Consider the following 19,187-nt stretch of genomic DNA (forward strand, 5'->3'; position numbering starts at 1 on the left):
CTTAATGAACTGTTCGAAAAAGTATTGGTTCCGGACGAGCCACCGTCCGGCAATACGCTTTGGCTGTCGACTCGTATCGAGAGGGAGCCTTCAACAGATCACTCGAGGTCGAAGCGATCGAGACGCATCACTTTGTGCCATGCGTCCACGAAGTCGTGTACGAACTTCTCCTCGCTGTCGGCAGAGCCATACGCTTCCGAGATGGCTCGAAGCCGCGCATTCGACCCGAAGATGAGATCGACACGGGATCCTCTCCACTTGACCTCTTCAGTGTCACGGTCGCGTCCCGCAAACACGTTCTCGGACTCTTCGGCCGGTTCCCACTCCGTGTTCATGTCGAGTAGGTTCACGAAGAAGTCGTTGGTCAACGTCTCTGGTTGGTTGGTGAGGACACCAAGGTCGGACTGCTGGTAGTTCGCGTCCAACACTCGCATCCCACCGACCAACACCGTCATCTCGGATGGCGTCAGATTCAGCAGTTCAGCCTTGTTCACTAACAGCTCCTCTGCTGGTTGATCGACTTCGTCCTCACGGTAGTTACGGAATCCATCCGCTTTCGGTTTGAGCGCGTCGAACGAGTCAACGTCGGTTTGTTCTGGCAGTGCATCCGTTCGTCCCGGTTCGAACGGCACTTCCACTGCGTACCCGGCATCCGTCGCCGCCTGCTCGACGGCTGCACAGCCGCCCAGAACGATCAGATCAGCGAGCGAAACCTTTGTCCCGTCGGACTGGGAGCTGTTGAACTCTTCTTGGATCCCTTCTAAGGTCTCCAGTACAGTCGCCAGTTCCTCCGGCTCGTTGACTTCCCAGTTCTTCTGGGGTTCGAGACGGATGCGTGCCCCGTTCGCTCCACCACGCTTGTCGCTGTCGCGGAACGTTGACGCCGACGCCCAAGCAGTTTTGGTCAGTTGAGAGATAGATAGATTCGAGTCGAGAATCTCCGTTTTGAGGTCAGCAATCTCTTCGTCCCCGATTAGATCGTGGTCGACATCAGGAACGGGATCTTGCCACAGCATCTCTTCGTCCGGGACTTCTGGGCCGAGGAACCGCTCCGGCGGGCCCATGTCGCGGTGGATCAGCTTGTACCATGCCTTCGCAAAGGCTTCCTGGAACGCTTGTGGGTTCGCCTGGAAGCGTTCGAGGATTTCCCGGTAGTCCGGATCACGCTTCAGGGCGATGTCCGTCGTCAGCATCATCACGTCTTCTTTCTCCGACGGCTCTTCGGTGCCTGGTGCGGCGTCGTCAAGTTCGCCGCTCTGCGTGGTCCACTGCCAGGCACCACCAGGACCCTTCTCGGGCCACCACTTGTACTCAAGCAAATTGCTGATGTAGCCCATGTCCCACTGCGTTGGCGTGGTGTTCCACGGACCCTCAATCCCGCTGGTGATTGTGTCAGCGCCTTTTCCGGAGCCGTGGCTGCTCTCCCAGCCCAGTCCCTGCTTCTCGATAGGCGCCGCCTCGGGCTCGGGACCAACGTGCTCTTCGGGATCATCGGCACCGTGAACTTTCCCGAAGGTGTGTCCGCCAGCGATGAGCGCGACCGTTTCCTCGTCGTTCATCGCCATGCCGCCGAACGACTCTCGGATGTTCTTCGCGGACCCTTCGAGGTCCGGTTCACCATTCGGACCTTCCGGGTTCACATAGATGAGTCCCATGACGGTGTTGCCGAGCGGATTCCTGAGAGCGCCATCCTCGTCGAAGCGGTCGGGAGAGGTCGTCTCCATCTCGTCTTCGGGACCCCAGTCGACGGCCTCGTCGGGCTCGTAGGCGTCCTCCCGGCCGCCAGCGAAGCCAAACGTTTCAAAGCCCATCGACTCTAGGGCGACGTTTCCGGCTAAGACGATCAGGTCACCCCACGAGAGTTTGCGGCCGTACTTCTGTTTGATCGGCCAGAGCAGTCGGCGCGCCTTGTCGAGGTTCACGTTGTCAGGCCAACTGTTGAGCGGCGCAAGGCGTTGCCGACCGCCGGACGCGCCGCCACGGCCGTCGCTAGTGCGATATGTGCCAGCACTGTGCCACGCCATTCGAATAAAGAGCGGCCCGTAGTGACCGTAGTCCGCTGGCCACCAGTCCTTCGATGCTGTCATCACCTCTTCGATGTCCTCCTTGACAGCCTCGAAGTCGAGGTTTTCGAACTCCTCGGCGTAGTCGAACTCCTCATCTCTCGGTCCAGCTTGACGAGCGTTCTGATCGAGAACCTTTAGATTCAGCCGATTCGGCCACCAGTCTTGATTAGACCTATTCATCAACAGACGCTTACCACTTCAGCAAGTTAAAGTTGTATAATTTGGAACGAGGTTTCGTCGTGGACCAAGAAATATATAGAATTTATGAATTTTTGTCGGTAGAGTACTCATGTACGCCCTGTACCTGCACATATTAAATTGTATCTAATAATTATTATATTATAATATGTATAATGGTATTTTGAAATTTGAACGATTAGATGCAGGACGGCAAGGACGCGGCAGCAGCTGATGTTACTCCCGATCGAAAGTTCATGTCAGAAATTTTCTTATGAGTAGTTACGCCCAGAAATTCCCAAGCCAGTGATCGGACCCGTCGGCTTCCAGACGGACTGAAGTTTGCTCACCACACGCGTCCCGTAACGTGCTGTACACGGATAGACGTACCCGTTAGATCAAGCGATCATCCATCAGAGTCCGCATCAGCGTCAGCACCGTCAGAGTCCGCATCAGCGTCAGCACCGTCAGAGTCCGCATCAGCGTCAGCACCGTCAGAGTCCGCATCAGCGTCAGCACCATCAGCGTCCGCATCGGCGTCGGTGCCATCGCTATCAGAGTCCGTATCGCCATCATCAGCTTGTTGATTAGTCTGTGGGTGTTCAGGCAGGTCACCGGCAAGATAGAGGTAGACTGGCGGAAACAGATACACAGCGATGGCTGGGATTACGAACCATCGATTGAAGTACATCAACAAGCCGAATGCTGTCAGGCCGGCTGTCGCTGCCGCGTGTACTCCGACTCGTGTTCGCGCATAGATCAGATAGTAGTCCCAGAACCCCTTGGCCCGCGCGCGAACGGTTGAGAGTGTTTGAGTGATCATAAGTATGCAGAAGAACTAGGGGGGCTACACACTCAACATCATCGGTGCTCGCTATCGTGATTGACGTGATCAATCGCGCTGCAGTCACTGGTTATCCTTTGCTGTTTGACGCTGCCCGATTCCGAAATCACTCCTCCGTTCTTATCGGCTGCCTGAGTCGCTATGTTCGTTTGGTTCGTCGTTCGTGGTGGCTACTGATTTGAATTTCCTAATACCGATGGCTGTGCCGATTGCCACGCTGACTCCAGCGACGATAGCTCCGGGGAGACCGTATCGTTTGTACCCGAATTCTGCTGCCTTTTTGCCTGCTACGAGTGGCCCAACCATGTGTTGAAAATAAGGATGATCGACGGAAACCCGTTGGGGCTGCTTCTGCTGGCTCTGATTTAATGGTGTAATTCACGATCTCAATGAACGCTTGACACGCGGACAGTCCACCAGAATCAGAATTCCATAACAATCGAGTCGCTCTCAGTGGCTGTCCACATCCCGTTTAGCGGTGTCGGTACCGTTGTGTTCCTATCCAGTGGTGAATACACGGGTTACAAGTGAAACGGTGAGCGGCGAAATAAAGGTCACGAACCACTACTTCCGATGTTTCCTCAAGAATGACTAATCGATCAGTTGATCGGAATACAACTGCGAGACGTATTCATCATTGCAGACGAGGCTCAACGGTATTTCGTCCACTGCATAATGTATGTGCCGCCGTGATAGAACACTCTAAGTACATTCGCCACGCTCGCAATGAGCAACGGCCAGTAAACCTCCAGAAAAATTCCAACAGTGATAACACACACTGCCAACATTAGCAATCCCTTTTTCAAAATCCGTCTTTTGAGCCACTGCCGGTGACTTTCGAACCCCTGATCAGTGATGAACAGCGGCTGATCGTCGCTTCCGCCGACTACAAGCTCGTTCTCTGATCTGCGTAATTCCCCGTACACACTGAGTGGTATCCCGTCTTGGAGTAACCTTGCCTCAAACAGATACCAGTCGGGATCGACACGATCATCGAATTCGTACGGTCCGTCGATCAATTGACCGACACTAGACTGAATCGTCTGTGCGCGACAGTAGAGCGGCGGCGCGTTCCAGAGATACGTTCTGGAGCTTGAATATTTGATTGGATTGGTGGAAAGCTCCGAGAGCGGAGTTGATTCCGAAACGGTGCGAAGCCAAGAAGGATCGAGACGAACAGTGTGGTTCGCAGTCGCAATCGCGAGTTCGCCCCACTTGATCCCCCGAGGCGAACGTCATCCACCGCTGGTGTTCCCACATGGCATCATCCGGGGTCACCTGATCATCGGTGTCGCCAGTACGCCGGAGGAACCCCCAATAACTTGTTCAGAATCAGACGCCAGAAGATCAGCGCCGTCAGCCGGAGTTTCGACTGTGAGGGTCCCCTCGATGGCGACTGGCTCGCCCGAATCCATTGTGAGTAAATCCGTCGGTTCCACAGTCGATAGCGTTCGCCAAGCCCGCAGATTAGATACCGTATATTTGTCGGTTGGAGTTGCCGTATGATCCTTACGTGGGCTGTTTGCCGTCTCAGCATTCACGAGGAATACCACGTCCACGGGGCGTTGCCAATCAGTTCACCGATCGCCGGGCCAATAGTCTATCAGTTGTCAACAAGGGTGATGACAGGGCTAGCCGCAGTCGGCTTTGGATTCGGGAGCCTCTACTTCGCGTTGCAGTCATCAGTTCTATATGGATTATCGGCGATTACAATTCACCATAGTCCTACACTTTTTCCCTTTCTTACTTTTACGTTGGTCGTGAGTCAGCCGATCGTATGATTACTGTGGCGTACTATTATCATTGGTGGACTAAAAGACGAAGAAAACGACAAACAGCAGCACAGCGATGAGCACCGCAACGACAGCGTAGTGGCGACAATTAATAATAACGAAATTACTGCGCAACTGATTGTCGCTGACAGTCGAACAGGCGGTTGGTCGCGCGTTTGACCAGTAGATTCGATGTGAAGGAACTCACGAAGTACCATACCATCCACACCTGCATTGGTCCAACTAAATGAGCGCTCCAAATGATGCGGTCCACCATCGGCACTATTGGTGCAACTGAGACGATCGCACCAGAGGGGTCCACGACGAACCATGAGAGCCAGAGAAATACTGGAATCGTGACGAGCATTGTCCAGACTATCGGGCGAAACATCTGTTTGAACATCCCGAGCTGGTTACGCATGAGTTCCTGCTGGCGATCGGTGAGCCGGTCAACAGCAGCACCATCGTCCCGTTGTTTTGCGGCAGCAAGTTGGTCTCGAACCTGTTGCATCCGCTCTTTGTGGGCATTCATCCGGTCTTCGTCGAGCAACTGACGGCGAACACCCGTCGAAACGAGCGCAGTCACAGTTGCGAGAACAACGATCAGAAGTGGGAACGGAAGTATCCCCGCAACAGGGCCGAGAACGAGATCCATCGGACCGACAATAGCAGATTTGATTGTGGGAATCCGGTAGCCAGCCATGAGACCAAGAGCGCCAACTCCTGCGAGCTTGTCGGCTGTACTCCACGCAGAACTATCCGTCTCCGTGATGTCTTGCTCTAGGTTAGTGGTCTCCTCAATGCCCACCTCAGCAAGAGCGGCCCGAACAGTCGGTGGATCATCGACGACGAAGGCATCGTGAATGGGCACGAGCGCTCCGGTCTTGAGAAGACGACCCCACGTTTCTGGGGCTACAGCATCACTTACAGCATCGTAGGTGACAGTGCCGTCACTAGCTTCTGCACGTGCGAGGACGTATGCCAGTGCCTGTCCACTGGTGTCATCCGCGACGAGAGACTGGAGAGCAGTATCGTCCATCTATTATTTGTATCCGGAACAACAATAAAAATCTACCGTCGTGGCGAACGGGGGACTACTTGCCAAGCGATGACGAACTGCGTACTAGCACGTACGAAACGACGGTGCATGCCCGTGCGGTTGATCCCGAGTTCCGGGCGACAGTGCTCGCCCGGTACGACCAGACGTGCCCGCTCTCCGGGGTCGATCAGCCGGGACTGTTGGACGTAGCACATGTGCTGTCGTGGCGTGACTATCCAGAACATAGAGCGGATTTGGCGAACGTGTTGGCACTGAGTAAAACCCATCATGCTGCCTTCGACCGGGGCCTGTTCACGATTGACCGTAATTATCGACTATGTGTGAATCCGTCATTCGAGACCGAAAGCGATCTGTTGCAACGAACGATTATCGAACGAGCTGGTGAACGAGTCGAACTGCCTGCAACGTACTTGAATTCTGAGTACATGGCACAGCACAATGCAGCGCTTGAATGGGTATGAGGATAACCACCACAACGAGCCTGAATTGTGGTCTGATCGACGGGGGCAGCGCTCCGTAGCTGTCCATATTCCGTCTGGCAGCGTCGGCGTCGGTGTGTTCCGATCGACCGGTGCAGACACCCCGGATTGGGAGTGAACAACCACGTGACGAGTCGGGGATCACACACCACCATTTCCAGTGTTTCCTGATCGTGCGCCAGCCGATCAGTTGCGCTCGGGACACACCATCTGCAATATGAAGAACGTCCCGATGAAACCGTTTGTGAGGCCTCTCTCATTCCCTCTCGGTTCGGTGTTGTCGTCTCTACGCGCGAGGATGAATGTATTCGACGTTTATATCATACCGATAGTCACCATGTCGGTAATACACACCAACTCAATGAATATACTATCATGACGACCGAGAAAATCGATATGACCGTCAATTCATCCTTTCTGTGCTGATTCCAAATAATGCAGTACTCTGGTTACAGTTTCATGAGCTGTACTGCCAGCGTTCGCAGTTCGGTTACCTCATCGAGTGCTGCCAGTCAGCGGTCGGGAAGCGCAGTTGCCCCGAAGCGGGCTCCGGCGATAGCTTCGGTGACAGCGCCGATCGTATCTGTATCACCTCCTCGATTCACACTCCGCACGATCGCCTCCTCACCGTCTGCTGCCCGGAGTCCATCGTACAGTGCCGTCTGGAGGGTATGAAGCACGTAGCCCGATGTCGGAAGTGACTCTAGTTCGCTCCCGTGAGCAATGGGTTCGAGTGCCGTAACGAGCTCCGCAGGTGCTTCAGATCGCATTAACAAAGTCATGAGAAGTAACGTACTCTGTTAGCAGCAACTGCCGTGCTGACATGAGTGAACGGTTCGGAAGAGATCGAAGTTATGTATTTATAGACAAACACACGATCTTTGATTCTCGTCTACAGTCGGGCTGTGGGTCGAGAGGAGATCCGTCTCCTACCAGAACCGAACGGGGGAGTGCGGACAGCAAGTGCCAAAGCTGTCGGTTGCGACGATTGAGTAGGAGAGTATCTACGCAGGTCAGTTAATCATTCAGGGCTACGGGAAAATCGATTGATCCCGCATCACTACCATTTCAGGTTCGAAACGAATGAGACTTCATCCCGAACAATGGCGGTTCTAACACGGAATTTCGTCTCATCAAGGAAGCAAACGAAGATATATTAGATAGATAGACGCCATGGGTAAATACCTATATTCTCTCGACATAAAGGATGGATATGGTGGTTCACGGGTCTCCAGAGGATGGTTCCGTCCCTGATCTCTCTGATGAGCAATACCTTGCATTGAGGGAGTTTGCGGCTCAACATATAGATGAGGGTACTTGTTCGACGACACCGTTACGCCTTGCGCGTGTAGTGGCATATAACAAACCGGCAACTCTCATTCTCACTCCTCCTGAGGTCACCCCACGCCCGGAACCGTCTCCGGAAGAGTATCTTGTTGACCTTCTCGATCGAATTGATTATCCATATCAGCAGTTTACTGGTCTCCCCGGCTGGATCGTCTCATCGTCACCCGGGCGGTTAGACCTCCTTCCGACCACTAAGACTCCCTGCGATGCGTATCACCGACGGCTCGGAGTCGTGTTCGGATATCCTCGTGATGCGATTGACTATTTCATCGACGAAGACAAGTCTCAATCAACGAAGATCGATCTTGTCCAGTCCGGCGAATTCGACGCAACAGAGGTAGCGTATACGACGTTCGTTTGCTATTCGTACCCCAAAACGCCAGAGAAATTTGAGCACCATATCTTAGTCGGACGGGAGAACAGACGACAGATCAGCAAACTTGCCCGTACATGGGACCTGCCGGAACTTGACACACTCGCAGATAATGCCTATAACGATGAGATGAGAGTCTTGAAGGAGGGTGAGAGGCCATCCACCTCTACCCAGACCATCAAGTTCGATTGGAAGGCGGGACAACAAATTTCAGACTATAGTCGCAACTGACCTATTTTGGGACAGTGGTACCACAGACCATGCATTCGTGAGTTCCGTTTCTGTGGGGATCCGTTATCTTATTCTTCGTCTTCATTTCACATTCCGGGCAATAGTTACGTTCGGCCATGATTTCACCGTAATGAGTGTAGCCAGCCAATCTCGGTGAGTCGGAGCACCGACACATTCATTGACTGACTACGTTATTTAATTATCAAGAAAAGCAATATAATTTTCTATATTTTAAGTGAGATTAATGAGGGTGGCTCCGATGATGACTTCTAGCGAGTCAAGAATGCAAACTATTCCTTGTTAGACTAGAAGGGGGATTGATGCTATCCGACATACATCGTGTTGGTTTGTTGCGGCCCTGTTGAATCACCAGACGGCTGCAGAATCAGTCACAGTTCGCCTGTGATGATGCAATTATCACGTGAGTAGAGTGACTTAGCTGCGATCGGGAGACGTGCTACTTTCATCTGCGTCGGAGTCCCTGAAGGAAGTCGCGGATCTTCGTCAATGAAGTATTCACGAGAACGCTCTGCTTATGGCGAGCAAGATACCAGAATGCCTTCGGAACAAGCACGAGAAGCGGGAATCCGAACAGTAGGAACACGCCGTCCCTTGTGGAATCTGATGGCCCGAACAGCAGTCCGAAGATGCTGACCAGGATCAGGACGGCTGAAACGACCGCACTTCCGGCGAACCAACGATTGAGCGGTGGGAGATCAACCGAGCGGAGACGGAGATCAAACGCCTCAACAAGTCGGTCGGGGTCGTCAACTGGCCCCAGCGTTCATTCCTCATCGTCGTCCCGGCCAACGGTCACGGTGAACGTTCGTGTTCCGAACCACCGATCCGGAAATACGGTGTCTACGACTGCGACGTTACGGAGGGTTTCGACGGGCGCACTCCACTGTGGTTCGTCCGTCAGTCGATCGACGGCGACGAACTGGTCGTCGATGCGGCGATAGGTCATCCACCCGGTTGCAAGGATGGATTCAATGACGTCACCGCTAAACAGTATTCCGAACAGCACCATCGCAACCAGGACGCTTTCGAGGAGAACCGAGTCGGTTGGGTCGTTTCCGGCGAGTAAGGCGAGCCAAACGAGCCAGACTATCGTGACCATGCTGACGTAGAACGGTCCTGTCTTCGTGACAGCTCGCCAGACCGCTGTGGCCGCGGTTGATCGCCAATCGACATCGACTTTATAGGTCTGTTCGAAGGTGCTCGTTCGAGCACCCCCGCACCCCTCAGGGGGTGAAAAACTTGCTGCAGTCCCTGAGTTGCAGTGGCCCTTGAACGAGTTAACCAACATCACCGACCAAGACCGATTAGACGTTAGTTAATCCGTGCTTGGTGGACGCTGTGCTCGGGGAATGATCTCAGCGCTCGGCGCCGTAGACGATTGCCGAGTGGCTTTCGCAGCCGCAGTCTCAGTACTTGAACCACCGTTTTATCTTGGCGCCGTCAGTACTCATCTGGACGACGACGTTGTCATTCAGGCATTCAGGACATATGAGGCGGGGTTTGGGCGTTTTCGGAGTTCATCACGAAGAGCATCGGCCTCCTTTATCGCAACGCCCCGCGACTACACTGGGTAGCCGTGGACAAGGATCGTCGCATGCCACTTGTAAACGTACGTGTCGGGTGCTCGATGGGGGACTGCACGGGCGTCGGTTTCGGTATTCCGGTACTTGAGGCTCGGGACTCGACTTTCTCGGGCCCAGTTTGGGATTCGAGGCATATCTAGGGCTCCTTAGAAGTGGACGTCCGCCGGAACGATCCAGAGGTCGTCACTCTCGTCGACGATGCGATCCAGTTGGTCTCGGTGGCGAATCCCACAACCGTGTTCGTCGTATAGGAAAATCGAGGGACCGTCGTAGGCAGCGACTTGATGGAAGGCATGCCGAGCGAGGTTCTCATCACGCATTATCTCATCATCGCTAAGCTCAGCTCGTTGAGCGCCTCCTGTACTCGATTGAGATTACGCTGGAACTCGCTCTTCGTCGCCTCCCAACCGCGCCTCAGGATTTTCTGGCCTTCGTCAGAGTCTACGTGCGCTGCAACTGGGAAGTCGCCCCAACGAGCCTTGCCTGCCACCGTCGTGCCTTCTTGATCGAACGTGACGAAGTAGTCGAATACGGCGCCACTGTGCGGGTCGGCTCCAACCAGCCGATCGAACACTGCTTTGGCGGTGGCCACTGCGTCGTCTCGCGTCGATGCCTCTACCAGGGTGTAAATGACCATATGCATCGGTTTTTCACCGTCGTCTGCCAACGCACGCGACTGCACACTGTGTCACTATATGATGCGCCGGCACCCATCGCCGGCGCTCAAAAAAAGTACTGACGACGCTGGCTAGACGTTCTCGATTTTCGACTGGCAGTCCTCCTCCTCGACGCTAATCGTCAGTCCCCTCTCTCGTAATCGGCCTCGAACACAACTGAGAATATATCCGAGTTGTAGGCGGCGTGGTACGCACGATGTTTAGGGGCTTCCTGTGGATACCTCTGTGAGCGTCGTCCGCTATCAGCACTCGTGACTCACAGTGACGATGAATTACAGTGCTGGGACGGCAGAAATCTTCCTCTCCGATGCTGCTGGGAACCTAGTTCCAAACCGATTAGTCAGTCTCGATGGAGCCAGCGCACAAAACGTGACGATGGATGCGACCGGACGAGCGACAATCCCTCTCTTAGGAACGTTCGTCCGTGCCCACTCCGCCGGCGATATCCAGCGCGAGTCGCGGTCCCAGTACTACCTGAATACCCACTCCAGTGGCTTCTCGCCCACCTCATTCCTCGCAGGGGCTACCGACCTCTTCGGCTATCTCAACGCCGCAATCTCGAATACGGTCCTCTTCACCGAATGGCTCGTGCTCGGAATCCCCACGCTGTTCTGGATGCGATTTATGCGTGTGAAACCAGCGTGATTCTGTCTATTGTGACTCAGGGGTTCCAAAGCTGAAATCCATTGAGAGGCTTTATCACATACTCGTCAGTGGCTAGCGTTATGGGATTGTTTAGTCGGTTATTCGGTTCGGGCGGCAACACCGATTCGGGGTCGAAGGACACCTCCGAACCGGAACTAGATATCGTGATTGATAGCCCATTAGACAAGGAGTTCATCCATGGGGAATTTCGTGGCGAGCGGGTCACCTTCTCATCAGTCCCATCGCCAAATGGTGAGTGGAGTTGCTTGTACGGACGAACTGGAATGAACGGTGGCGCTCCGATCGTCTTAGTCAAAGGGGACGGGAAGCTTCAACACGCCTTCGCTGTAACTCGTGCAGAAAACGTTGCTGTCGCAAACACCGGGCACATCGCCGTTACCGACATCGGCGAAGCTGATAATCAAGATCTCGCTGGGACACTTCATGTTGTGGCTCCTGACGGCCAGCCAAGCATCGAGCACGAGTTCGATGCGAACATTTGGGAGTGTTCGATCACTGAGGACGGTCGGTACGCTTCCACAGCAACCCACAATCCCGACCGCTCGGTGTATATCTTCGATATCGCGTCTGAGGAACTCATCACGGAGTTCGAGACGCCGAATCTCAATGGCCCACCACAAGAATTCGGAGAAATTGATGGCGAACTCGTTCTGTACCTCTTCGACGGTGACGAGCGGTATCGGGCTATCGACCTCAACGGTAATACAGTCTGGAAGAGCCAGAAACTCGAGAATCAAGATCGTATCGACGGACTTCTGGCCAGCAGCGAGCGGGCTGATCTGGAGGAGTCTATCGAGCTCTTAGCGGAGGCGTACGAACTCACCGACGACGAGAATAGAAAGAAATCGATCGCAAATAAATTAGCAGACGCTCACTGGAAGCTATCGAAGGAGATCCACAAAGAGGAGGGAGACACCGACGCATGGTGGTCGCACCTCAGCCAGGCGAAACAGTACTACTATGAAATCGTGTCCTGGTACGACGGCAGGAAAGGAGTCGCCAAAGTGGAGCGCAAACAGGCGAAGTACCATCTGAAAGACGGAGATGAAGAGACAGCGCTCCAGCTATTACAGAATATCGCCGAGCTTGAGGAGGAATACGACGCTCAGTTGCTCACCGATGCCGACAAGGACAAAATCGAGAATCTATCCTAAGGGGCATTCAATAGAATCGCGATATCCACCTTCGTCAGAGGGGTAACAGAACATTCCCAGTACGAATATCTGACCCCCAATTCCACCGAGTAGCATTCCTATATTCTAGATCCGGGAGTTCGAACAAACGAGATCGATTCCACTGCATTCACGCTTCGATATTTGGCGTCGAGATAGTGAGTTAGGATTCGTTGTTGATTATCCGTCAGCGTCTCAAGCGGGAAGGTGGTCGGCTGATCTGGCGGCTTGCTCGTGTGCTGTGGGCGTGACGGAGTAGACATACTATTGGCTATTTTCCCGTTGTATTAAATGTATGCACAACTGTCTCGTGACATCCTCCCCGCCGTAAACGGCGGGATTCTCCCCTTGAAAGAAGATAGAATCATAGCTTGCTGGTATTGCCATATCGACTCTATCGCTAGATTCTATCAAGCAAGCTGATGGCCACCTAGCTCGATCTCAATATCGTTCCATCCAGAAATACACGAAAGACGCTCGGCGAGGAAGCCAAACGTGAGGAGACGGGAGTGGCTGACCGAATCGGCACAGCTGGGTATCGTCTTCGATGGAAGCAGAAAGGTCGTGGCTCGAGAGAGCTTTGCTTTCTCGTCACTAAGCGGAGAGGACCTCCGAGAGATCCGCAAGAGCGCAGCTCTTGTGAGATCACGAACGATCCCAGATCTTTCAAACCACTCCGTGAGGTCGGAGGCTCCACCTTGAAGTATGCATGAGACGAGATCATGGGGCCTTGCGCGCTAGCAGGTTATAGTGATCGTCTCTCTTGTCAAGGGCCTCGATCTCGAAGTCGGAGAAGATTTCGTGTACCTCCTCTCTCTTGAAGTTATGGTGGGGGACCCCCTCCTCGGGACCCTTGAGCGGGATGTTCGTCCCAGGCTCGACCTCCTCGAACTCCTCGCCGCCTCCCCGCAGTTTCTCTAGTTTCTCGTACGTCGGAACTTGGACGTAGATCAGGCCCGACGGTCGCAGGACCCTGAATATCTCGTCTACGGAGTGGTTAATCGTGCTCAGGTCCGCGTGGTGGATGGATCTGATCGCCAGCACGGTGTCGAACTGCTCCCCGTCGTAGGGGAACTTCTCGGCCATGTCCGCCACTTGCACGTCCGCCTCAGCGCCGAGTTCGTCCAGTTCCCCTCTCAGTTTGGCGACCGCCGACTCAGAGAAGTCGAACCCATGTGCGTCGAGCTCGTTCTGTGTCAGGTATAGCAAGTGACGCCCTGCGCCACAGCCGACATCCAGGACACTGTCCTTGTCCTCTTCTTCAAGTTGTTCTCGTAGCTCCACGACGTCCGGATCGATATCGCCCTCTACCTTCTCGTACCAGTCGCCCCAGCTCTCACGTGCGTCTGTCACAGTTAATCAGGATTAATATATCCCTCTCACTCATAAAGAGCTATCTTTATTCTCTTATAATTCGGCTGTCTGCCATGCTGGATGTGGTCGACGGCTCGACCACAACGACTGAAGCCAGGGAGACAACATCGTTTACAAGGGTTCACCTTCGATATGATTTCGCTGGTAGACACACCGAATTTCCAGTGAAAATTCGACCAAGGCGCGACGAGCCACCACCACTGTTTCCAGTGAGTCCTGTCTCCACCACGTCCCAGTGGACGGTGAACGATCTCACGAATCTCGAACAGTTCTTCTGAAGCGATCGCTCCGGTGATCGACGCAATCTCTGGTCCCATTTGTCGCTGATGGTATCTGCTATAGGCGACGGAATCCTTATAGTGTCAAGCGAAGATGAACGCATCATGGCTGATCTGTCGGACGAAGACGCTGCCGTCGTTGAGTTAGTACGACACGAGTTCGAATCGATGGGCGACTTCCATGCGGAGGGACCGAACAGCAGGATCACTGTGGATCCAGCTGATGCCCTCAGTTCGGATGTAGACGGAGATTGTAGTGACTCGATCTTCTATTCGTCGGTACAGGGAGAGTTCATGGACTGGGGCTTCAGATTAACCTGTGAACTCCGCGATGCGTTTCCACCGGAGGCGAATCACTCTATGACGGAGCTCACCCCATACGCCAAACGAGTTGCGGAGCGATTGCTGCGGACGTGGCTCACGGTAGATTTCAATAACTATTCTCCCGTTGGTGACACATGGATTTCTGGTAGTATCACGGATGCTGCCGATGCCAAGCGAGCTCGGGAGGCGTACGCAAAAGTACACGGCAAACAACCGCCAGACAGCTACTATTTGAGTCTCATCGAAGCTGATGAAGAAGTGATACGGCTAGCCATGAAAACAGCCCCCGGGAGGGCGTTTGATTCGGCGGACGATTTCCGCCAACAATGTCCCGAAGGGGAGACGGCGCTGTACCATATCGATTCCCCCGAATCAGAACTGACACAGCTCTATTGAGCGTCTTCAATCGCTGTTCCGACATCGATTTTCATGGTGGTGTCTCCCCAATAGGCTTGCGCGAGTTGCTCACGATCCTACCTCAGGTTTCTCTCAGAAGAAGCCGGTGTGCTGTGGTTGGGGGTAATCTGAGTCGGTCATATTCGGTTGGGAGCGGGATACAGACACCTTGCATACATGTATTGTGTGTTTCCAGACGGTTGCAGTCTGAATACCCAACGGTTAAACACCATCAATTATGCATATAAGGAATAAACCGTATGTGGCTATACTAAATGGGATAAAGAGACAACCCCAACTTCAAAGAATGGATTTCTGTAAACGTCTTTGTCCCATGTTAATCGGGACGGAATTTGTACTATCATGCCACGAGATGGCTTCTATCGGTATGCTACTGTTCCACGATACCAAGATAAGACTTCCCAAGAGTGTCTGGATGCATACGACCGATCCAATTTATATTAATAATAGATATATTTTAATATAAAGTATAATAGGGCAAATGGCATGGTCGGCCATCGTTCGGCTTCGATATTAGGTCCCAAGGGTATCTCACACCGAACGACGACTTCGAGAAAGCCGTTGTAGTGCTTGATGAACCCCAACAAGGGCGCGAGCAAGCGCGAGTTGGCCCGTTCTGTCGGGATCGCTTGATCAATGGGCAGCAACATCGCGGAAAACCGAGACCGATACACGGTCAAGTAACTCCCACAGAGTAGCGCGTTGAAAAAGTGGGTGCGAATAACCGAACGGCCTGCTAGCGAGTATAGGAACTTCGATTATGTCACGAACTGCCGAGATAACGCCACGCCACTACGCCGACGCCAGTGAGGGTCATCAGAATACCGAACCCCGGGCCGTCGGTAGTCGTTGTCGAGGGGTCCGTGCTGGGAGAATCCTTGGTTATTGATGGCTCGGTGGGAGCTTCCTCAGTTGGGCTGTCGGTAGTCGCTGTTGAGGAGGCCGTACTGGGAGAATCCTTGGTTGTTGATGGCTCGGTGAGAGTTTCCTCAGTTGGGCTGTCGGTTTCAACGGTTAGTTTGTCTGTATCGTCGGGCTGGGACGGTTCCGCTGTATTATCCTTTTGTTGATCAGTGTCGTCTGGTTTGGGAGTCGGCGTCGCCCCCTTCTGTGTTTGAGAGCCTTTCATCACAATTAGGCGACTGTCCATGCCAACGTCTCTAAAGTACATCTGGCCGCCGGCGACGGCCCGTAACACAGTTCCAGCGGCCGCCCCCGGTTTGATTTTCTGTGTCCACACGATCGACCCATCGGTTGGGTTGAGTCCAACACTGCCGACGTATAACAGCTCTCCGACCCGGGCCATGCCCCTTCTCAGAACGTACTTTCCGGACGTATTGTCTTTCGAGGGTTGCGGAAGGGATGTTCGCCACCGCTTGTTGCCATTTGTCCGATCGAGCGCAATGATATCGTCCGTATCAGAATCGATCTGGATGTACAGCCGCTTTGCGTCGGTTGTTCCGATGCTCAGGCGAGAATATTTATACGATTGTTTCCACTGCTGTTCTCCTGTCGCCGCATCAAGCGCGATGATGGACGGTCCGGCTGTGTTATTCAGAAATAGCGTTCCGTCGGACACCATGGCGACCGATGGATCTTCCACGTCGGGGAGTGCCTCCCAGACGACGTCGCCACTCGTCGCGTCGAGCGCTCTGACACCGGTTTGCTCTTTGACAACTACGATACCGTCGGCGACGACCGGTGTGTGCCCCGGCCGTCCATCACTGTTGTGTGGAACTGTACTCTGTTGTCGCCAGCGCACTGATCCATCAGAGGGGTTGAGTGCGTACACGAATCGATCCCAGCTACCGTCGAGATCTGGACCAGTCGTATAGATGGTTCCGTCAACCGCTGTCACGTCGGAGAATCCGGCTCCTACTGGTGCGTCGATCCGCCACACTTTTTCGCCACTGTCTGCGTCCACAGCGACCATGGCTGCGTGCCGGGGATCGTCATCGTCGAAAATGCTCATCCGAACCGGGGCAAACACAACCCCATTCATCACCGTTGGGCTCTTCACATCAGAGACCGCACCTCCATGAAGGCCATCTGGAACATCAGCTACGAATTCCCACTGTGTGGTGCCGTCGGCTGCATCGAATGCGGCCAGTTTGTCGCCAGCGCCGTACACAGTTCCGTCAACGACGCAAACTGAATCACGCTCGTGAAACCCGGCGAAGTGACCTATCCAGGCGTTCGTGATCTCTCCCGTCGGACCGACGCCGTCTGCGAAATGTGCGTTGTAGGCTGTGTTCCCCTTCGGGTGTGTCCACTGCTCTTCGCCAATCGCGTCCGATGTCGCCTGTATGGGTGTGCTCTTACTGTAGAGGACACTAGCGGCAGTCACTGCGCCAACTGTTCCGGAGAGAAACGATCGTCGACTGATTTGCCCCATTTGAATCTCCATTGATACGAATTGGTTAGTGGTAATCGGAATAGGTCTTCTGGCCTCTTATCCCCGATGCTCCGTTTTGGCGGGGGTTACCTCTAGAGGAGCACATTGTCAGAAGTTGGGAACGACAGGTTGCGTGCATGAGCGGCTCTGTTGACTCACTAGACAGCAGCGGGATAGGTCGCTACATCAAAGGAACTGAAGCGGGTGACTGCGAGGATCCATGGCGCAGGTCTCCCGCTTCATTGGAGAAGTTGTACCCGCACTGGGCTTTAGCTAACACTCATCCCTCGGTTGTATAGTGGTAGCGAGTGTCTCTTGCAGAATCAGTCGATGCTTGTGGATCTTCTGTGCATCTTCGGTCAGTCGTTCCAACAATGAAGGAGGGGAGTAGCCAAGGTACTCACTGAGTTCGTGGAGGATGAGCTGGGCCGAAAGACAATCTCATCAGCAGCATACTCGTTCACAAGGGACAGCAGATCCCGGCTCACTAACAGCGACAGCAACGCCGCGTACAGCAGAATTTCAACGATATGCTTCTTACTCGTGGTAACTCATCCAGTTCGTACTGCGTCTTCAGCTCACGAAGCAGCAGTTCTATCACCTACCGACACCGGTAGATCGTCGCTAGATCGGTCGGCAGAAACTCCTCTCTGGACAGATTCGTGATGTACAGATGGTAGTCGTCGTCCTCGTTGCGGACGCCGACGACGCGGAACGTCTTCGTGTCCCATGTCTGCGTGCCTGCGTACGTACGACGCTGAAACCGTGTTTCCACCTCTGCGTCACTGTACTGTCGGTAGAGATCGGACACAACGTCCTAGATCTGTTCATCTTCCAGGGGAATGGCGACGCCTGTCAGGGCGTTCGCCGTCCGCCCATTCTCCCAAGAATCTTCTCGATCCGCGTCATAGCTCTCACTGAGCAGGTCTGCGAGCATTTGAACCAACTTACTCAAAACCTGCTCGTTTCTTAAACTGGCTCAACTGGACAGTGCCTATTGCTATAATTTAGCAGTACTTTTTGAATAGATTATTTAAATTTCGTGTTTTTGGTTACACGGTAGCACTGGTAGCCGCTTTTAAACCCAACGACTAAGGCCTGTCAACGCCTACGTTGACATAGAGATGGCGACCGCTAACGAGCAAATCCGAGTCAGTGACCGAGTCAAGCGAGCACTCGACCGGCGGAGGCGTGAGGGAGAGAGTTATAATGACGTCCTTGAGCGTGTCCTCGAGGAGCGCACTGAGGGCAACTTCTACGACGGGTTCGGAATCCTCTCAGACGAGACAGCCGACTGGATCCGCGAGAATCGCGAAGAGGCAAAGACCAAGCGGAAGCAGCGGATGGGACAGGTGACGAACGAAGATACATGAAGGTTGTTGACGCGAACTTTCTCATCGACTATCTCGACGGTGTGCCAGCGACACAAACCTTCTACGAGGCAAACGGGGCCGATGACGAAGTTTGGACACTACCGTCACCAGCATACACCGAGGCATTAGTGGGCGTTGGAAACCATCCAGCGGGTGATGTTGATCAGGCGATTGAGGCGTTATCGTGGGGTGAGATCTACACGATCGACGACGAACTGTCGATCTCGGCAGCACGGATCGCGGACGATATCGGGCCGCAGGGGCCATACCTTGACGGCGTCGACTCGCTTGTGGCTGCAGTCGGTCACAAACTGGGCGCTCCAGTCGTCTCCGCAGACAGCGATCTCACGCATGAGGAAACGAAACAGATCATCGACGTTGAGGAGTACCGCGATTGAGGATTGGTAGTTTGATACGCAGAGCGTTCTGTCTCTATCTCAATCATCCAATCATCCTGACCAGGCATATAAGCATCTCTGAGCTGTACGTCGATATTGAGTTCTGACATTACCAACCATACGGTCGCTCCGCTCGCCGACTCGGACGCGGCAACAATCA

At 53.8% G+C, this 19,187-nt stretch carries 17 protein-coding genes and 4 pseudogenes; 7 read left to right on the forward strand and 14 right to left on the reverse strand.

Annotated elements, in window-relative coordinates:
• Positions 1 to 98: 98 nt before the first annotated feature.
• The 6 genes from katG to EIK79_RS00140 all read right to left on the reverse strand — a co-directional run bounded on the left by katG (position 99) and on the right by EIK79_RS00140 (position 5,898).
• Positions 99 to 2,246, reverse strand: a complete 2,148-nt coding sequence (katG, locus tag EIK79_RS00120; RefSeq protein WP_124953139.1) for a catalase/peroxidase HPI — start codon at positions 2,244 to 2,246, stop codon at positions 99 to 101.
• A 403-nt stretch (positions 2,247 to 2,649) separates the two neighbouring features.
• Positions 2,650 to 3,066, reverse strand: coding sequence for a hypothetical protein (locus EIK79_RS00125; RefSeq protein ID WP_124953140.1), 417 nt, complete (start codon positions 3,064 to 3,066; stop codon positions 2,650 to 2,652).
• Between the two features lie 141 nt (positions 3,067 to 3,207).
• Entirely contained in the window at positions 3,208 to 3,393 is a 186-nt protein-coding gene (locus tag EIK79_RS00130; protein ID WP_124953141.1) for a hypothetical protein, read from the reverse strand.
• Positions 3,394 to 3,737: 344 nt separating this feature from the next.
• The gene (locus tag EIK79_RS00135) at positions 3,738 to 4,106 is read right to left on the reverse strand and encodes a hypothetical protein (protein ID WP_124953142.1); all 369 of its coding nucleotides are present in this window, start codon (positions 4,104 to 4,106) and stop codon (positions 3,738 to 3,740) included.
• A 255-nt stretch (positions 4,107 to 4,361) separates the two neighbouring features.
• Complete coding sequence (locus EIK79_RS17800) at positions 4,362 to 4,502, reverse strand: hypothetical protein (RefSeq protein WP_185715450.1); 141 nt, start codon at positions 4,500 to 4,502, stop codon at positions 4,362 to 4,364.
• Between the two features lie 481 nt (positions 4,503 to 4,983).
• The gene (locus EIK79_RS00140; RefSeq protein ID WP_124953143.1) at positions 4,984 to 5,898 is read right to left on the reverse strand and encodes a DUF106 domain-containing protein; all 915 of its coding nucleotides are present in this window, start codon (positions 5,896 to 5,898) and stop codon (positions 4,984 to 4,986) included.
• Between the two features lie 59 nt (positions 5,899 to 5,957).
• On the opposite strand from EIK79_RS00140, the gene EIK79_RS00145 reads away from it, so the two are divergent.
• Positions 5,958 to 6,380, forward strand: coding sequence for an HNH endonuclease (locus tag EIK79_RS00145; protein ID WP_233737797.1), 423 nt, complete (start codon positions 5,958 to 5,960; stop codon positions 6,378 to 6,380).
• Between the two features lie 530 nt (positions 6,381 to 6,910).
• On the opposite strand, the gene EIK79_RS00150 is transcribed toward EIK79_RS00145, so the two are convergent.
• The gene (locus EIK79_RS00150) at positions 6,911 to 7,168 is read right to left on the reverse strand and encodes an ADP-ribosylglycohydrolase family protein (RefSeq protein ID WP_303645401.1); all 258 of its coding nucleotides are present in this window, start codon (positions 7,166 to 7,168) and stop codon (positions 6,911 to 6,913) included.
• Positions 7,169 to 7,611: 443 nt separating this feature from the next.
• Here EIK79_RS00150 and EIK79_RS00155 point away from each other — a divergent pair, with 443 nt between their 5' ends.
• A complete protein-coding gene (locus EIK79_RS00155) occupies positions 7,612 to 8,349 on the forward strand; it encodes a hypothetical protein (RefSeq protein WP_124953145.1) in 738 nt (245 codons plus the stop codon).
• A gap of 784 nt (positions 8,350 to 9,133) precedes the next feature.
• Here EIK79_RS00155 and EIK79_RS00160 read toward each other — a convergent pair.
• The 3 genes and pseudogenes from EIK79_RS00160 to EIK79_RS00170 all read right to left on the reverse strand — a co-directional run bounded on the left by EIK79_RS00160 (position 9,134) and on the right by EIK79_RS00170 (position 10,596).
• Complete coding sequence (locus tag EIK79_RS00160) at positions 9,134 to 9,469, reverse strand: hypothetical protein (protein WP_124953146.1); 336 nt, start codon at positions 9,467 to 9,469, stop codon at positions 9,134 to 9,136.
• 307 nt (positions 9,470 to 9,776) lie between these two features.
• Positions 9,777 to 10,087: pseudogene (locus tag EIK79_RS18555) on the reverse strand (DUF7568 family protein).
• 12 nt (positions 10,088 to 10,099) lie between these two features.
• A pseudogene (locus EIK79_RS00170) lies at positions 10,100 to 10,596 on the reverse strand (hypothetical protein).
• 301 nt (positions 10,597 to 10,897) lie between these two features.
• Here EIK79_RS00170 and EIK79_RS00175 point away from each other — a divergent pair.
• On the forward strand, positions 10,898 to 11,275 hold the full coding sequence (locus EIK79_RS00175; RefSeq protein ID WP_124953147.1) for a hypothetical protein: 378 nt from the start codon (positions 10,898 to 10,900) through the stop codon (positions 11,273 to 11,275).
• Positions 11,276 to 11,355: 80 nt separating this feature from the next.
• Positions 11,356 to 12,450, forward strand: coding sequence for a hypothetical protein (locus tag EIK79_RS00180; RefSeq protein WP_124953148.1), 1,095 nt, complete (start codon positions 11,356 to 11,358; stop codon positions 12,448 to 12,450).
• Between the two features lie 738 nt (positions 12,451 to 13,188).
• Here EIK79_RS00180 and EIK79_RS00185 read toward each other — a convergent pair.
• Positions 13,189 to 13,821, reverse strand: a complete 633-nt coding sequence (locus EIK79_RS00185; RefSeq protein ID WP_124953149.1) for a class I SAM-dependent methyltransferase — start codon at positions 13,819 to 13,821, stop codon at positions 13,189 to 13,191.
• Positions 13,822 to 14,225: 404 nt separating this feature from the next.
• Between EIK79_RS00185 and EIK79_RS00190 the strand changes: the two genes are divergently transcribed.
• Positions 14,226 to 14,840, forward strand: coding sequence for a hypothetical protein (locus EIK79_RS00190; RefSeq protein WP_124953150.1), 615 nt, complete (start codon positions 14,226 to 14,228; stop codon positions 14,838 to 14,840).
• A 784-nt stretch (positions 14,841 to 15,624) separates the two neighbouring features.
• Here EIK79_RS00190 and EIK79_RS00200 read toward each other — a convergent pair.
• The 3 genes and pseudogenes from EIK79_RS00200 to EIK79_RS19135 form a co-directional block, all read right to left on the reverse strand.
• The gene (locus EIK79_RS00200) at positions 15,625 to 17,256 is read right to left on the reverse strand and encodes an outer membrane protein assembly factor BamB family protein (protein ID WP_185715451.1); all 1,632 of its coding nucleotides are present in this window, start codon (positions 17,254 to 17,256) and stop codon (positions 15,625 to 15,627) included.
• Positions 17,257 to 17,529: 273 nt separating this feature from the next.
• Positions 17,530 to 18,109, reverse strand: a pseudogene (locus EIK79_RS00205) (transposase); the annotation flags it as partial.
• Positions 18,092 to 18,193: pseudogene (locus EIK79_RS19135) on the reverse strand (IS6 family transposase); the annotation flags it as partial. The pseudogenes EIK79_RS00205 and EIK79_RS19135, both read right to left, overlap by 18 nt.
• Before the next feature lie 187 nt (positions 18,194 to 18,380).
• Here EIK79_RS19135 and EIK79_RS00210 point away from each other — a divergent pair.
• Positions 18,381 to 18,629 (forward strand): antitoxin VapB family protein, encoded by a 249-nt coding sequence (locus EIK79_RS00210; protein WP_124953152.1) that lies wholly within the window; start codon positions 18,381 to 18,383, stop codon positions 18,627 to 18,629.
• A complete protein-coding gene (locus EIK79_RS00215) occupies positions 18,626 to 19,027 on the forward strand; it encodes a PIN domain-containing protein (RefSeq protein WP_124953153.1) in 402 nt (133 codons plus the stop codon). Before EIK79_RS00210 ends, EIK79_RS00215 begins: the two co-directional genes overlap by 4 nt.
• Positions 19,028 to 19,187: the final 160 nt, after the last annotated feature.

The sequence above is a fragment of the Halocatena pleomorpha genome, assembly GCF_003862495.1.
In the GTDB taxonomy this organism is placed as follows: domain Archaea; phylum Halobacteriota; class Halobacteria; order Halobacteriales; family Haloarculaceae; genus Halocatena; species Halocatena pleomorpha.

What these genes read in the sequence shown, in the direction of transcription:
- EIK79_RS00125 (WP_124953140.1), bottom strand. Translation starts at nt 3,066, where the DNA reads ATGATCACTCAAACACTCTCAACCGTTCGCGCGCGGGCCAAGGGGTTC.
- EIK79_RS00190 (WP_124953150.1), top strand. Translation starts at nt 14,226, where the DNA reads ATGGCTGATCTGTCGGACGAAGACGCTGCCGTCGTTGAGTTAGTACGA.
- EIK79_RS00175 (WP_124953147.1), top strand. Translation starts at nt 10,898, where the DNA reads ATGAATTACAGTGCTGGGACGGCAGAAATCTTCCTCTCCGATGCTGCT.
- EIK79_RS00150 (WP_303645401.1), bottom strand. Translation starts at nt 7,168, where the DNA reads ATGCGATCTGAAGCACCTGCGGAGCTCGTTACGGCACTCGAACCCATT.
- EIK79_RS00215 (WP_124953153.1), top strand. Translation starts at nt 18,626, where the DNA reads ATGAAGGTTGTTGACGCGAACTTTCTCATCGACTATCTCGACGGTGTG.
- EIK79_RS00140 (WP_124953143.1), bottom strand. Translation starts at nt 5,898, where the DNA reads ATGGACGATACTGCTCTCCAGTCTCTCGTCGCGGATGACACCAGTGGA.
- EIK79_RS00210 (WP_124953152.1), top strand. Translation starts at nt 18,381, where the DNA reads ATGGCGACCGCTAACGAGCAAATCCGAGTCAGTGACCGAGTCAAGCGA.
- EIK79_RS00180 (WP_124953148.1), top strand. Translation starts at nt 11,356, where the DNA reads ATGGGATTGTTTAGTCGGTTATTCGGTTCGGGCGGCAACACCGATTCG.
- katG (WP_124953139.1), bottom strand. Translation starts at nt 2,246, where the DNA reads ATGAATAGGTCTAATCAAGACTGGTGGCCGAATCGGCTGAATCTAAAG.
- EIK79_RS00200 (WP_185715451.1), bottom strand. Translation starts at nt 17,256, where the DNA reads ATGGGGCAAATCAGTCGACGATCGTTTCTCTCCGGAACAGTTGGCGCA.
- EIK79_RS00155 (WP_124953145.1), top strand. Translation starts at nt 7,612, where the DNA reads ATGGTGGTTCACGGGTCTCCAGAGGATGGTTCCGTCCCTGATCTCTCT.
- EIK79_RS00160 (WP_124953146.1), bottom strand. Translation starts at nt 9,469, where the DNA reads ATGGTCACGATAGTCTGGCTCGTTTGGCTCGCCTTACTCGCCGGAAAC.
- EIK79_RS00130 (WP_124953141.1), bottom strand. Translation starts at nt 3,393, where the DNA reads ATGGTTGGGCCACTCGTAGCAGGCAAAAAGGCAGCAGAATTCGGGTAC.
- EIK79_RS17800 (WP_185715450.1), bottom strand. Translation starts at nt 4,502, where the DNA reads ATGGATTCGGGCGAGCCAGTCGCCATCGAGGGGACCCTCACAGTCGAA.